A 14607-nucleotide genomic window follows, 5' to 3' on the forward strand; every position below is an offset into this window, starting at 1 on the left:
ACGGGCGTTGACCGGTCCCGTGCGGCAGTTCACGGCGCCGGTGCGAACACCACCCACACCTGGCCGGCGGCGAAGTTCATCCGGCTGCCGTCCGCCGCCGTGAACGTCGTACCGTCCGTCGCGGCCGGCCGTGACCAGGAGGCGTCGAAGGACCGGCCGTCGCGCAGCACCTGGGCCTTCCCCGAGCCGACCGTCACGGTGTACGGCGTGTGGTTGCCCAGCACGTCATGGTAGCGGGAGATCCGGATCTTCACGTACTGCACGACGACCGTCGCCGGTGCCACCCGTGTGCCGTCCGTCGTCACCGTGGGCGTGCCGTCCATCGCCACCAGCCAGCGGTGCCGCTCGGCGGACCAGGTGAAGGTGAAGCGGGCGGCCGGGTAGCGGACGGTGCGCGTGGCCGTCGGGGTGCCGCCGGACGGGGCCGGGCCGTAGCTGAAGCCGGTCGTCAGCGCTGCTTTGCCCGGGGCGGACGGCAGCAGCTTGGCGGGGTGCACATACAGGTTGTGCGGGGCGGCCTTGGCGGTGCCCCGGTAGTAGGCGGCGGGGGTCTCGTCGGGGGACTCCGGCCGCAGCGGCGCCCGGTCGATCAGCGGGAGCAGCTTGTGCTGGGCGCCGGAGAAGGCGAGCGTCGGCCGGTGGAACTGGCGCAGCAGCTCCAGATCGGACTCGCGGGCGCTGCGCACCGGTCCCACGGTCTGCGGAAGCCTCGTCGCGTACACCGCCATCAGCCGGCTCAGACCGCCCTCCACCTGCTCGGCGTACACCACGTCCGCCGCGTCGAGCCCGGTCTGCGGGCGGGCCGCGGGCACGTTGTCGATCTTCACGGCGAGTGGTGAGCCCGCCGCCGCGACCGATGGCGCCGGAGTCGGCGGCGCCGTGGATGCCGGGGTGTGCCGCTGGGCGCGGCCGTCGTCCCGGCCGTGATGCGTGCAGGCCGTGAGGGAGGCGGTCAGCGAGACCGCCAGGGCCGCCGCCGTCAGCGCCCCGCGTCGCATGCGCGCTCTGTGTCTCATGCCCACCATGGCCACCCCGTTCATGTGTCCGATTGTGTGCTCATCGGGTCATCGTCGGCCATACCCGAACGCTTACGGACGTGCGCGCTTCGTGGGCGGTTCGGGGTCCGGCAGGAGGGGTTCGGTGCTGGTGGGCGCGGGTACCCGTGCGCCACCGCCAAACGCCCACGCGATCGAGGGAGCGGGACCCATGAAGGCAGTCACCTGGCAGGGGCGGCGGGACGTCCGGGTCGAGGACGTGCCCGACCCGCGGATCGAAGAGCCCACCGACGCCGTCATCCGTATCACGTCCACCGGACTGTGCGGCTCGGACCTGCATCTGTACGAGGTGCTCACCCCGTTCATGACTCCGGGCGACATCCTCGGGCACGAACCGATGGGCATCGTCGAGGAGGTCGGCCCCGGAGTGCCGGACCTCAAGGCCGGGGACCGGGTCGTGGTGCCGTTCCAGATCGCCTGCGGCAATTGCTGGATGTGTCTGACCGGGCTGCCGACCCAGTGCGAGACCACCCAGGTCACCGGCGAGGGAATGGGCGCCGCCCTGTTCGGCTACACCCGCCTGTACGGCGCCGTGGCCGGCGCCCAGGCCGAGTATCTGCGCGTCCCACAGGCTCAGTTCGGGCCGATGAAGGTGCCCGAGGGCCCGCCGGACGACCGTTTCGTCTATCTCTCCGACGTCCTGCCGACCGCCTGGCAGGCCGTCGAGTACGCCGCGGTCCCGCCCGGCGGCACCCTCGCCGTCCTCGGCCTCGGGCCCATCGGCGACATGGCCTGCCGGATCGCCAAGGCACGCGGCGCGGAGCGGGTGTTCGGCATCGACCTGGTGCCGGAACGGCTCGCGCGCGCCGGCCGGGACGGCGTGGAGACCTACGACCTGCGGGCCTTCGACGACGAGAAGGCGCTGGTCCACGCCATCCGCGACGAGACCGGCGGCCGGGGCCCGGACGCCGTGATCGACGCCGTCGGCACCGAAGCCCACGGCAGCGCCGCCGCCAAGCTCGCCCAGACGGCCACCGGGCTGCTGCCCCGCAAGATCAGCGCTCCCCTCGCGGAACGCTTCAGCATCGACCGGCTCAGCGCCCTGTACATGGCGATCGACCTGGTACGCCGCGGCGGCACCATCTCGCTGAGCGGCGTCTACGGCGGCACCGCCGACCCGATGCCGATGCTCACCCTGTTCGACAAGCAGATCCAGCTGCGCATGGGTCAGGCCAACGTCCGGCGCTGGAGCGACGAGATCATGCCCTATCTCACCGACGAGGACCCGCTCGGCGTCGACGACTTCGCCACCCACCGGCTGCCGCTCGCCGAGGCACCGCAGGCCTACGACATGTTCCAGCACAAGCAGGACGGCGCCATCAAGATCCTCATGCAGCCGTAGGACTCCGGCCCGCCGGCCCTGCCTGGCCTGGGCCCGGTCCGCCCGGCTCAGCTCCGGTTCTTCTCGCCCAGGATCTCCGCGAGGTCGTAGCGCACCGGCTCCTCCAACTGGGCGTAGGTGCAGCTCTCCGGTGTGCGGTCCGGGCGCCAGCGGCGGAAGCGGGCGGTGTGCCGGAAGCGCTGCCCGTTCTCCATGTGGTCGTACGCCACCTCGGCGACCCGCTCCGGCCGGAGCGGCACCCAGGACAGGTCCTTCTTTCCGGACCACCGGCTCGGCGCGCCGGGCAGCCGGGCCGTCTCATGGGCGGCCTCCTCCGACCAGGCCGCCCACGGGTGCCCGGTCACGTCCGCCATGCGCAGCGGCTCCAACTCCTCGACCAGTTCGGCCCGCTTCTTCATGGCGAAGGCGGCCGACACCCCCACATGCTGGAGCTGCCCCCGATCGTCGTACAGGCCGAGCAGCAGTGAGCCCACCACCGGGCCGCTCTTGTGGAACCGGTACCCGGCCACGACGACATCCGCCGTCCGCTCGTGCTTGACCTTGAACATGACCCGCTCGTCCTGCCGGTAGCGCAGATCGAGCGGTTTGGCGACGACTCCGTCGAGCCCGGCGCCCTCGTAGTGCTCGAACCACTGCTGCGCCACCTCGATGTCGGTCGTCGCGGGCGCCACATGCACCGGCGGTGTCGCGTCGGCGAGCGCCCGTTCCAGCAGGGCCCTGCGGTCGGTCAGCGGGACGTCGAGCAGGGAGTGGTCGTCCAGGGCGAGCAGGTCGAAGGCGACGAAGGACGCCGGGGTCTTCTCCGCCAGCATCCGCACCCGGGAGTCGGCCGGATGGATCCGCTCGGTCAGCGCGTCGAAGTCCAGATGGCCCTCCCGCGCGATCACGATCTCCCCGTCCAGCACGCACCGCTCGGGCACCCGCTCCTTCAGCGCCGCCACCAGCTCGGGAAAATACCTGGTCAACGGCTTACCGGTACGGCTGCCCAGCTCGACCTCGGCCCCGTCCCGGAACACGATCGAACGGAACCCGTCCCACTTCGCCTCGTAGTGCATCCCCGGCGGGATCTTCGCCACCGACTTGGCGAGCATGGGCTTGACAGGCGGCATGACGGGGAGATCCATGGATTAGATTCTGCTCGCATCCACCGCGTGCCGCCCGGTGTGCGAGCCGTGCGGGGTGCGCCTACCGTGGCCGCATGGGTGATGCGGTGGAACTGGAGGTGGACGGCCGGACCGTACGGCTGTCCAGTCCGGGCAAGGTCTTCTTCCCGGAGCGGGGCTTCACCAAGCTGGACCTCGCGCAGTACTACGTCGCCGTGGGCCCCGGCATCCTGCGCGCGCTGCGCAACCGCCCCACCACGCTGGAGCGCTACCCGGACGGCGTGGGCGGCGAGTGGTTCTTCCAGAAGCGGGCCCCCAAGGGCATGCCCGACTGGATCCCGACCGCCCACATCACCTTCCCCAGCGGCCGCAGTGCCGACGAGATGTGCCCCACCGAACAGGCCGCCGTCGTGTGGGCCGCCCAGTACGGCACGCTCACCTTCCACCCCTGGCCGGTGCGGGCCACGGACGTCGACCGCCCGGACGAACTGCGCATCGACCTCGATCCGCAGCCCGGCACCGACTATCACGACGCGGCCCGCGCCGCCCATGAACTGCGCGCCGTCCTCGACGAGTTCGGCGGGCTGCGCGGCTGGCCGAAGACCTCCGGTGGCCGGGGTCTGCACGTCTTCGTCCCGATCGAACCGCGTTGGACCTTCACCCAGGTGCGCCGCGCCGCGATCGCCGTCGGCCGGGAGATGGAACGCCGGATGCCCGACCATGTGACGATCAAGTGGTGGAAGGAGGAACGGGGCCGCCGCATCTTCCTGGACTACAACCAGACGGCTCGCGACCGCACCATCGCCTCCGCCTACTCCGTACGCCCCCGCCCGAACGCCACCGTCTCGGCACCCCTGCGCTGGGAGGAGGTCGGCGTGGCCCACCCCGCCGACTTCGACCTCGCCACCATGCCGGCCCGCTTCGCCGAACTCGGCGACGTGCACGCCGACATGGACGACCACGCCTACTCCCTGGACGCCCTGCTGGAGCTGGCCCGCCGCGAAGAACACGACCACGGCCTGGGCGATCTGCCGTACCCACCGGAGTACCCGAAGATGCCCGGCGAACCCAAACGCGTCCAGCCGAGCCGGGCCCGGCAGGAGCCGATGCCCTGAGAGCAGTGCGCGGACCATATCTTGTCCTCCCCCCATGGTCCACCGTGGCGCCCGTCCGCCACTGATCACAGCATGCACCACGGCACTGACAACGGCCCCGGACCAGGGGATCATGCCGGGATGACCCTTGTCCTGACCCGAAGTGACCTGGAGGCCGTGCTGGAGCCCGCGGCCTGTCTCGCCGCCCTCCGTGAGGGCTTCCACACGGCCGGCGCCACCGCCGTACCCGGCCAACGGGTCCGTACCGACCTGCCGTTCCCCGGCACCGCCACCGCGCTCATTCCCGGTCTGCTGCCCGGCGTCGAGGCCTACACCGTGAAGGTCAACGCCAAGTTCCCCGGCGCCCGGCCCGCCCTGCGCGGCGTGATCTGCCTGCACGGCGGCACGGACGGCGAACTGCTCGCCCTGCTGGACTCGGCGACCGTCACGGCCTGGCGGACCGGGCTGGCCGCCGCCCTCGGCACCGCGCTCCTGGCCCCGGCCGGCCACGGCGTGCTCGGCGTGATCGGCGCCGGTGCGCAGGCCGAATTGACGCTGCGCGGGCTGGCGATCGAGCGCCCGCCCGGCCGGCTCGTCGTGCACGACACCGACTCCGGCCGGGCCGCCGCCTTCGCCGCCCGGCACGGCGGACGGGTGCTGGACTCGGCCGGCGCGGTGGCCGGGGCCGCGGACACAGTCCTGCTCGCGACCTGGTCCCGGGCCCCGCTGCTCACCCTCGCGGACACCCGTGCCGGACAGCACTTCACGAGCCTCGGCACCGACGAGCCCGGCAAGCGGGAACTCGCCCCGGACCTGCTGGACGCCGCGCTCCTCGTCGTGGACGACATCGAACTCGCCGTGCGCATGGGCGCGCTGGCCGCGCCCGGACTCGCCCGGACCACCGCCGACGCCACCCTCACCGACGTCCTGAGCGGGGCGCACCCCGGCCGCACCGCGGCCCGGCAGCGCACGGTGTACGCCCCTGTCGGGCTGCCCTGGCAGGACCTCGCTCTCGCCTGGCTCGCCTGGCGGGAGGCGGAACGCCGAGGTGTGGGCGCGACGATCGACCTGCTGAAGTGAGCCGCGGCGCGGTTATCCTGACCGGCAACCGCCGATGAGGAGTCCCGAAGTGGCCGAGGCAGCGTCGCGTCCCACGCTGGAGGCCGTGGCCGCGCTCGCCGGCGTGTCCCGGGCCACCGTCTCGCGGGTGGTCAACGGCGGCGACGGGGTGCGCGAACCCTTGGCCGAGCGCGTCCGGCAGGCCGTGGCAGAGCTGGGTTACGTCCCCAACCAGGCGGCGCGCAGCCTCGTCACCAAGCGGCACGACGCCGTCGCGGTCGTCATCGCCGAGCCCGAGACCCGGGTCTTCGCCGATCCCTTCTTCGCCCTGCAGCTGCGCGGCATCAGCAAGGAACTGACCGCACACGACAACCAGTTGGTACTGCTGCTCACCGAGGGCCGCGACGATCACACGCGCGTGGCCCGGTATCTCTCCGGGGGCCATGTCGACGGCGCGCTGGTCTTCTCCCTGCATCTCGACGACCCGTTGCCCGGCCTCATCCACGACGCCGGCGTGCCCACCGTGTTCGGCGGACGGCCCGGCTGGGGAGAGGTGGACCGCGAGGCCGGCCCCACTCGCTCCACGGTGCAGGACCCGGGCGTGGTGTACGTCGACTGCGACAACCGGGGCGGGGCGCGCGCGGCCGTACGGCATCTGGTGGATCTCGGCCGCAGACGCATCGCGCATATCACCGGTGTCCTGGACCAGACGTCGGCGGTGGACCGGCTCGACGGTTACCGGGACGTCATGGCCGAGGTGCCGGGCGGCGACGATCCCCGGCTGGTGGTGGAGAGCGACTTCACCCCGGCCGGCGGCGAACGCGCCATGCGCGAACTCCTCGACCGCTGCCCGGACGTGGACGCCGTGTTCGCCGCCAACGACCTGACCGCGCTGGGCGCCCTGCGCGTGCTGCGCGCGAGCGGCCGGCGGGTGCCGGAGGACGTGGCTGTGATCGGCTTCGACGACATGCTGCCCGTCGCCGAGGAGGCCGACCCGCCGCTGACGACGGTCCGTCAGGACATCGAGGGAATGGGCCGCCTGATGGCCCGCCTGCTGCTGCGCGGTCTGTCGGACGGCCGCGACCGGTCAGACCGTCGTGATGGGTCGGACGCCCGCGACCGGTCGGACGGGCGCGACCGGTCGGACGGCCGCGACCGGTCGGACGGCCGAGACTGGTCGGACGGCCGTGATGGGGCGGACGGCCGCGACCGGATGGATGCCTGCGACCGGACGGACGGCCGTGATGGGGCGGACGGCCGCGACCGGATGGATGCCTGCGACCGGACGGACCGCCGTGATGGGACGGACGGCCGCGACCGGATGGATGCCTGCGACCGGACGGACCGCCGTGATGGGACGGACGGCCGCGACCGGTCGCACGGCCGCGACCGGACGGACCGTCGTGATGGGACGGCAGCCCGCGACCGGACGGAAACCCGCGACCGCACGCATGCCCGTGGCCGGACCGAGGGCCGCGGCCGGACCGAGGGCCGCGGCCGGACCGAGGGCCGCGGCCGGACCGAGGGCCGCGACCGGACCGAGGGCCGCGACCGGGCCGACGGCCGCGACCGGGCCGGAACCACGGCGGGTGACGGCGCGCCCGTCGGTGGCGTGATCCTCCCGACCACGCTGATACGACGGGCGTCCGCCTAGCCACGGCGCGAGGACCTGTCGCCGTGTGTGCGGCTCCGGTCCGGCCGGCCGACCGGATTCAGTCCTGCGGCGCCTGGCTCTTGATCACCGCGAAGCGGGCGCCGTACGGGTCGGCGAACTTGGCCATGCGGCCGACGCCCTCCAGGGTCGTCGCCGGCATGCGCACCTTTCCGCCGAGCCGCTGGACCTTCTCCACGACCGCGTCGGTGTCCTCGACCTCGAAGTACGGCAGCCAGTACGGGCTGCCCTGGGCCTCGGACGGGTCGTCGGCCAGGGGCACGACCCCGCCGAACATCGCGTCCTCGCCGCCGTCGGCCGGATTGACGCACGTGTACGTCCCGCCGGGGAACGGCACGGCGGAGGTTTCGTGGCCCAGCACCTGGTGGTAGAAGGCGGCGGCCGCCGCGATGTCCGGGGTGTACAGCTCGACCCAGCACAGGGAGCCCGGCTCGCTCGCCACGTCCACGCCCTTGGTCCGGCCCGGCTGCCAGATCCCGAAGGGCACACCCGCCTGGTCGGCGAGAACCGCCATGTGCCCCTCGCCCATGACGTCCATCGGCTGGAACAGCACGCTGCCGTGCGCCTGTTCGGCGGCCTTGGCGGTGGCCTGTGCGTCGGCGCTCTGGAAGTACACCGTCCAGGCCGGCGGGCCCTGCTCGGGGCCGGATTGCATGCCGCCCGTGACGGTCCTGCCGCCCAGCTGGAAGAAGCCGTAGCCTCCTGCCTCCGGCCCCGCCGACTGGAACTGCCAGCCGAAGAGACCGCCGTAGAAGGCGACGGCGCCGTCGATGTCGGGGGTGCCGATGTCGATCCAGTTCGGAGCGCCGTTGACGAAACGGGTGGTGAGCATCTCGCCCTCCTCGAAAGGGGTCCCGTCCTCTGCACTGCCGAGTCTGGCACCCCCCACTGACAATCGCTGCCGGAGCGCCGCGACGCGCCGGAGGGATCCGCCTTCGTCCTGGGCGCCCGGGTGCGTTCATCGGGTTTTCGCCGCGCCCCGCGCGCCGCCGTGCGCCCGTGCGGTTCCGGGGAGCATCATCGGGGACGGCCGGAGGCCCTGCCGTCGGCGTTGACCCGGCGTTGATCGAACGTTTTTCGCCGCGCGGCACGATCCTGGGCATGCACTTCGACACGATCACCCCGGCCGACGACGCCTGGCAGGCGCAGGCCCTGTGCGCGCAGACCGGGCCGGACTTCTTCTTCCCCGAGCCGGGCAGCTCGGTGCGCGAGGCGAAGCGCATCTGCGCCATGTGCGAGCTGCGTCCGGCCTGCCTGGACTACGCGCTGGCCAACGACGAGCGCTTCGGCGTCTGGGGCGGTCTGTCCGAGAAGGAGCGCCTCGCCCTGCGCCGCACGTCCCACTGACGTCGTCCGCCGACGCCCGCCTGCCCCCGTCCTCCCGGAAGGGCCGGCCGCGAGCGTCCGGCGCCCGCGTGCGTCAGGCTCCCGCCCGGGCCGCCATCCGGGCCTTGCGGGCGGCCAGCTTCGCGTCGAACTTGGCGGCCTCCTCGTCCAGGCCGTCCATGAACAGGCCGAGTTCCTCCTGCGCCTGGCGTCCCTCGGGGCCGAGGCCGTCGATCTCCATGACCTTCAGGAAGCGCAGTACGGGCTGCAGCACGTCGTCGTGGTGGATGCGCAGGTTGTACACCTCGCCGATGGCCATCTGCGCGGCGGCCCGCTCGAAGCCGGGGATGCCGTGACCGGGCATGCGGAAGTTGACCACGACGTCACGGACGGCCCGCATGGTCAGATCGGGGGCCAGGTCGAAAGCGGCCTTCAGCAGGTTGCGGTAGAAGACCATGTGCAGGTTCTCGTCGGTCGCGATGCGGGCCAGCATGCGGTCGCAGACCGGGTCGCCGGACTGGTGGCCGGTGTTGCGGTGCGAGATCCGGGTGGCCAGCTCCTGGAAGGCGACGTAGGCGATCGAGTGCAGCATCGAGTGCCGGTTGTCGGACTCGAAACCCTCGCTCATGTGCGCCATGCGGAACTGCTCCAGCTTGTCGGGGTCCACCGCGCGCGAGGCGAGCAGATAGTCGCGCATCACGATGCCGTGCCGGCCCTCCTCGGCCGTCCAGCGGTGCACCCAGGTGCCCCAGGCGCCGTCGCGGCCGAAGAGCGTGGCGATCTCGTGGTGGTAGCTCGGCAGGTTGTCCTCGGTGAGCAGGTTGACCACGAGGGCGGTACGGCCGATCTCGGTCACCTTGGACTGGCCCTTTTCCCAGGCCTCCCCGTCCTCGAACAGGCCGGGGAAGTTGCGGCCGTCGCTCCAGGGCACGTACTCGTGCGGCATCCAGTCCTTGGCGATCTTCAGATGCCGGTTCAGCTCCTTCTCGACCACTTCCTCCAGCGCGAACAGCAGCCGGGCGTCGGTCCATGCGGACGGGCTGCCGAGGTGAGGGGAGGTGATCGTCACGGTAACTCCAGGGGGACGCCGAACAGCGGGGGAGAGAAAGGGGCAGTCCGGCGAGCGGTGCCGGAAACCTACGAGATCGTAGGCTACGAATCCGTAGGTTACGAAGCCGTAGGTTAAGGCTGTCGTAAAGATCGCTGATCAGTACCTCCGGATGGGTCCTCCCGCCGTGTTGCCGCGCGCGTTCGCCGGCCGCTTCCGGACGTGCCGACGGCCTCCGGACCATACGGATCCCGAGGCGGTCGCAGGGACGGGACCGTCCGTCAGGCGTACAGCTCCCGCAGTCGCACTGAGAGGCACGTCACACAACCCTCCAGCTTCTCGAACTCGCTGATGTCCACCGTGACCACCTCGTGGCCGAGATCGGTCAGCAGTTCCGCGGTCTTCGGCGCGCTCGCCGCCATCAGCAGCTTGTGCCCGCCGAGCAGCACCACGTGCGAGCCGGACTCCTCCGGCACCGACAGGAACCCGGGGAACAGCGACGGCCGGTCGACCTTCGGTATGTGCCCGATCACCGTGCCGTCGGGCAGAGCGGTCACCGCGGACTTCAGGTGCAGCACCTTGCTCACGGGAACGGCCACCACGCGCGCGCCCAGCGGTTCGAAGGCGGCCCGCACCTGTTGCACACCGGCCGCGTTGGTGCGCCCGCCGCGGCCCACGTACACCGTGTCCCCGACCTTCAGGACGTCACCGCCGTCCAGCGTGCCCGGGTCCCAGATCCAGTTGACCGAGCAGCCGAGGCGGGCCACCGCCTCCTCCACGCCGACGGTCTCAAGGCGCCGGGACTCCGCGCCGGGCCGGGTGATCAACGCCACGTTCTTGTACATGACGACGGTGTCCTCGACGAACACCGAGTCCGGGCAGTCGTCCTCCGGGTCGACCTCGATCGTCTCCCAGTCGTGCGTGCGCAGGGCCTCGACATAGGCCTCCCACTGCTCGACGGCGAGCCCGACATCGACCTTCTCCCGCTCGATGTGCGTCACCAGGCCTTCGGCGAGACGGGGACTTGGGCGGCGGACGAGGGCCTTCTTGCTGGGCACGAGGGGCCTTTCGAATCGATGGTGCGGTTTTCCGGTGCCGGTGAGACGGCACCGGTCCGCCATCATGCAATCCGCCCCGGCCACGACAAAACCCCCGGTGTCAGGCTGTGGCCCTCCTGAGACGTCAGGTCCTACGCCGAGGCCTCGATGTCGTCCGGCGAGATCTCCTTCAGCACCCCCTCCTCCATCAGCAGCCAGCGGGTGATGCCGATCGACTCCAGGAACGGCAGGTCGTGACTGGCCACGAGCAGCGCGCCCTCGTACGACTCCAGGGCCGAGGTCAGCTGCCGCACGCTCGCCATGTCGAGATTGTTGGTCGGCTCGTCGAGCAGCAGCAACTGGGGTGCCGGCTCGGCGAGCATCAACGCGGCCAGGGCCGCCCGGAACCGCTCGCCGCCCGACAGCGTGGCCGCCTGCTGGTCGGCCCGCGCGCCCCGGAACAGGAAGCGGGCCAGCCGCGCCCGGATCCGGTTGTTGGTGGCGTCCGGCGCGAACCGGGCCACGTTCTCGGCGACCGTCAGCGCGTCGTCCAGCACGTCCAGCCGCTGGGGCAGGAAACGCAGCGGGACATGCACCCGCGCCTCGCCGGCCACCGGCGCCAGCTCTCCGGCGACGGTCCGCAGCAGCGTCGTCTTGCCGGCGCCGTTGCGGCCGACCAGCGCGACGCGCTGCGGGCCGCGCAGATCGAGGATGCCCTCCACGCGCGCGTGGTAGGCCATTTCCAGCTTCTCCAGGGTGAGCACCTGCCGGCCGGGCGGTACGGCCGTGTACGGCAGCTCGACGCGGATCTCGTCGTCGTCCCGTACCGCCTCCACCGCCTCGTCCAGGCGCTCCCGGGCCTCGGCGAGCCGCTCCTCGTGCATGATGCGGTGCTTGCCCGCCGACTCCTGGGCAGCGCGTTTGCGGGCACCCATGACGATCTTCGGTTCGCGCTTGGAGTCCCACATCTTCTGCCCGTACCGGTTGCGCCGGGCCAGCTTTACCTGGGCGTCGGACAGTTCGCGTCGCTGCCTGCGCACATCGGCCTCGGCGACGCGCACCATCCGCTCGGCCGCCTCCTGCTCGACGGCCACAGCCTCCTCGTACGCCGAGAAGTTGCCGCCGAACCAGGTGACCTCGCCGGAGCGCAGTTCCGCGATCCGGTCGACCAGGTCGAGCAATTCCCGGTCGTGGCTGACCACGACCAGGACGCCCGGCCACGCGGAGACGGCCTGGTACAGCCGTCGGCGCGCATACAGGTCCAGGTTGTTGGTGGGCTCGTCCAGCAGCAGCACGTCCGGGCGGCGCAGCAGCAGTGCGGCCAGCCGCAGCAGCACCGACTCGCCGCCGGAGACCTCGCCGACCGTGCGGTCCAGGCCGATATGGCCGAGACCGAGCTCGCCGAGCGTGACCAGGGCGCGCTCCTCGACGTCCCAGTCGTCGCCGAGCGTCTCGAAGTGCTCCTCGGCGGCGTCGCCCGCCTCGATGGCGTGCAGCGCGGCCCGCCGTTCGGCGATGCCGAGGACCCGGTCGACGCGGAGCGCGGTGTCCAGGGTGACGTTCTGCGGGAGGTAGCCGACCTCGCCGGAGACCTTGACGATGCCGTCGGCCGGGGTGAGTTCGCCGGCCAGCAGCTTCAACAGGGTTGACTTCCCTGATCCGTTGATACCGACGAGGCCGGTCCGGCCGGGCCCGAAGGCGATGTCGAGGCCGTCGAAGACGACGGTGTCGTCGGCCCAGGTGAAGGACAGGGACGTACAGGTGAGGGAGGATGACATGAGGGCCTCGCGAGGGGTTTCGTGCGGTCGGGTGGACGCATGTCGAGACACCGCGAGGCGGGAACCGAAAGGTCGTGGGGCACGAAGAGGCCATGAAAAGAGGGCCTGTGCCCGAGGACGGCTCGGACGCCGAGGTCGTACGCCGCGCACACACCTCAACCGGTGCGACGCGATGCCTCAGGACCTCAGACGAGCAACGTCCTTCTCCAATCGACGGCAACAGGACCGGTGTAAACCGTAGGAGGGGGCCTGGAGGCTGTCAACGCAATTAACTGCCCGGCGAGCCGCTCGTGCTACCCAACGCCGGGGGCACGCGCGTGGAGCGCTCAGCAGGCGTCCCGCATCAGTTCGGCCAGGTCGTGGTCCAGGTTGAGCTGGAGGTGTTCGAGGCCGACGGGGACGAGCTCGTTGGTGGCCTCCAGGAAGCGCCGGATCTCACCCGAGCGCACGTGCACGATCGCGGTGCCCTCGGGAGCGTGGAACTCCAGCACGGTGCGGTCGTAGCCGTACGGCCGCACCCGGACGTCCCCGTGGCCCTCGGGCTGCTGCAGCCCGGTCGTGAGCAGGTCACGGGAGAAGGTCCAGCACACCTCGACCCCTTCGAGGGTGGCCGGGGCCGGGAAGGCCATGACGACGGCGAACGGATCGCGTCGGTCGTAGCGCAGCGTGGCGGGAATGCTCGGCATGCGCGGTGCTGCGGCGACGAGACGGGCCTCTACGGGCTGCTCGATGACGGTGGACAACGCCTGGCTCCCTCGTGACGGCTGGACTACGCCCGGGTGTGCGACACCCGGCATCGGAAGAGACGACGGATCCGGCCGATCCGTGCACAGGAATCACGAGTGACCTCGGTCACCGCGTTCATGCACGGCGCGGGCGTCTCGTCTCCGCTTGCGGTGGAGGGCAGTTGGCCTCTGGACGGGGCCCGGACGGTGGGCTAGCTTCGCCCGCCATGAGGCGCTTGGGGAGCACGCGACGCAGAGGACGCAGGAGCAGGCTGGTGGCGGCGGGGGTGGCGTGCGGGGCGGCGCTGGCCGCGCTGACCGTGCCCGCCGCCGAGGCAGGACCCCTCGGGCAGGGGAGCCCGCACTGGGCGCCGAAGGACCCGGGCACCCCGCAGGTCCGCTTCCGGGGCCTCGCGGCCGTCGACCGGCACACCGCCTGGCTGGCCGGTACCGGCGGCACGGTGCTGCGCACCACCGACGGCGGAGCGAGCTGGCGGAACGTCTCTCCGCCGGGCGCGGCCGATCTGCAGTTCCGGGACGTCGAGGCGTTCGACGCGCGGCGCGCCGTGGTGCTGGCCATCGGCGAGGGCGAGGCCTCCCGCGTGTACCGCACCGACGACGGCGGGGCGACCTGGACGGAGTCCTTCCGCAACAGCGACCCGAAGGCGTTCTACGACTGCCTGGCGTTCTTCGACCGCCGGCACGGCCTCGCGATGAGCGACCCCGTGGACGGCAGGTTCCGTATCCTGTCCACGAGGGACGGCGGCCGCTCCTGGCGGATGCTGCCCTCGACGGGCATGCCGCCCGCCCTGGACGGTGAGGCGGGCTTCGCCGCGAGCGGCCAGTGCCTGGTCACCTCAGGCCCGAAGGACGTCTGGCTGGCCACCGGCGGCGGCGCCCACGCGCGCGTGCTGCACTCCGCCGACCGCGGACTGACCTGGACGGCCGCCGACACGCCGGTCCCGGCCGGCGACCCCGCCAAGGGCGTCTTCGCGCTCGCCTTCCGCGACCGCGACCACGGTCTCGCCGTCGGCGGTGACTACCGCCCCGACCAGGCCTCGCCGCAAGCCGCCGCGGTCACCGACGACGGCGGCCGCACCTGGACCCCGGCCGCCACGCCCCCGCCCGCCTACCGTTCCGGGGCCGCCTGGCTGCCGCACAGCCGCACCGCCGCGCTCGCCGTCGGCCCCACCGGCACCGACCTCACCACCGACGCCGGCCGCACCTGGCGCACGATCGACACCGGCTCGTACGACACCGTGGACTGCACGCCCGACCTCAGCTGCTGGGCGGCCGGTGAGCAGGGCAGGGTCGCGCGGCTGGAACGCTGAGGGGAGCGGCCGGAACCGGGGGGTACTCGGGTAGCAC

The 14607-nt window shown here is 72.0% G+C and carries 12 protein-coding genes and 1 pseudogene; 6 read left to right on the top strand and 7 right to left on the bottom strand.

Annotation, left to right across the window (positions count from 1 at the left end):
• Positions 1-29 precede the first annotated feature (29 nt).
• Complete coding sequence (locus ACZ5NH_RS06245; protein ID WP_468773209.1) at positions 30-1016, bottom strand: DUF3048 domain-containing protein; 987 nt, start codon at positions 1014-1016, stop codon at positions 30-32.
• A gap of 190 nt (positions 1017-1206) precedes the next feature.
• Here ACZ5NH_RS06245 and ACZ5NH_RS06250 point away from each other — a divergent pair, with 190 nt between their 5' ends.
• Positions 1207-2397 (top strand): zinc-dependent alcohol dehydrogenase, encoded by a 1191-nt coding sequence (locus tag ACZ5NH_RS06250; protein ID WP_468773210.1) that lies wholly within the window; start codon positions 1207-1209, stop codon positions 2395-2397.
• Between the two features lie 47 nt (positions 2398-2444).
• On the opposite strand, the gene ACZ5NH_RS06255 is transcribed toward ACZ5NH_RS06250, so the two are convergent.
• On the bottom strand, positions 2445-3521 hold the full coding sequence (locus ACZ5NH_RS06255; protein WP_468773211.1) for an ATP-dependent DNA ligase: 1077 nt from the start codon (positions 3519-3521) through the stop codon (positions 2445-2447).
• 74 nt (positions 3522-3595) lie between these two features.
• On the opposite strand from ACZ5NH_RS06255, the gene ligD reads away from it, so the two are divergent.
• The 3 genes and pseudogenes from ligD to ACZ5NH_RS06270 form a co-directional block, all read left to right on the top strand.
• Positions 3596-4615, top strand: a complete 1020-nt coding sequence (gene ligD, locus ACZ5NH_RS06260) for a non-homologous end-joining DNA ligase (RefSeq protein ID WP_388626984.1) — start codon at positions 3596-3598, stop codon at positions 4613-4615.
• A gap of 120 nt (positions 4616-4735) precedes the next feature.
• Positions 4736-5674: an ornithine cyclodeaminase family protein gene (locus tag ACZ5NH_RS06265; protein ID WP_468773212.1), complete on the top strand. Its 939-nt coding sequence runs from the start codon at positions 4736-4738 to the stop codon at positions 5672-5674.
• A gap of 49 nt (positions 5675-5723) precedes the next feature.
• Positions 5724-6722: pseudogene (locus ACZ5NH_RS06270) on the top strand (LacI family DNA-binding transcriptional regulator); the annotation flags it as partial.
• 643 nt (positions 6723-7365) lie between these two features.
• On the opposite strand, the gene ACZ5NH_RS06275 reads toward ACZ5NH_RS06270, so the two are convergent.
• On the bottom strand, positions 7366-8157 hold the full coding sequence (locus ACZ5NH_RS06275) for a VOC family protein (RefSeq protein ID WP_468773213.1): 792 nt from the start codon (positions 8155-8157) through the stop codon (positions 7366-7368).
• 269 nt (positions 8158-8426) lie between these two features.
• On the opposite strand from ACZ5NH_RS06275, the gene ACZ5NH_RS06280 reads away from it, so the two are divergent.
• Complete coding sequence (locus ACZ5NH_RS06280; RefSeq protein ID WP_388626981.1) at positions 8427-8672, top strand: WhiB family transcriptional regulator; 246 nt, start codon at positions 8427-8429, stop codon at positions 8670-8672.
• 73 nt (positions 8673-8745) lie between these two features.
• Here the strand turns inward: ACZ5NH_RS06280 and ACZ5NH_RS06285 are convergent, their stop codons facing one another.
• From ACZ5NH_RS06285 to ssgD, 4 genes are all read right to left on the bottom strand, one after another.
• The gene (locus ACZ5NH_RS06285; protein WP_468773214.1) at positions 8746-9720 is read right to left on the bottom strand and encodes an acyl-ACP desaturase; all 975 of its coding nucleotides are present in this window, start codon (positions 9718-9720) and stop codon (positions 8746-8748) included.
• A gap of 260 nt (positions 9721-9980) precedes the next feature.
• The gene (gene ddaH / locus ACZ5NH_RS06290) at positions 9981-10757 is read right to left on the bottom strand and encodes a dimethylargininase (protein ID WP_468773215.1); all 777 of its coding nucleotides are present in this window, start codon (positions 10755-10757) and stop codon (positions 9981-9983) included.
• A 131-nt stretch (positions 10758-10888) separates the two neighbouring features.
• A complete protein-coding gene (locus tag ACZ5NH_RS06295; protein ID WP_468773216.1) occupies positions 10889-12514 on the bottom strand; it encodes an ABC-F family ATP-binding cassette domain-containing protein in 1626 nt (541 codons plus the stop codon).
• Positions 12515-12840: 326 nt separating this feature from the next.
• Positions 12841-13257 (bottom strand): spore wall synthesis regulator SsgD, encoded by a 417-nt coding sequence (gene ssgD / locus ACZ5NH_RS06300; protein ID WP_388626977.1) that lies wholly within the window; start codon positions 13255-13257, stop codon positions 12841-12843.
• 209 nt (positions 13258-13466) lie between these two features.
• On the opposite strand from ssgD, the gene ACZ5NH_RS06305 reads away from it, so the two are divergent.
• Positions 13467-14570, top strand: a complete 1104-nt coding sequence (locus ACZ5NH_RS06305; RefSeq protein WP_468773217.1) for a WD40/YVTN/BNR-like repeat-containing protein — start codon at positions 13467-13469, stop codon at positions 14568-14570.
• The last annotated feature ends 37 nt before the right edge of the window (positions 14571-14607 follow it).

It is taken from the genome of Streptomyces sp. NPDC031426, assembly GCF_055581585.1.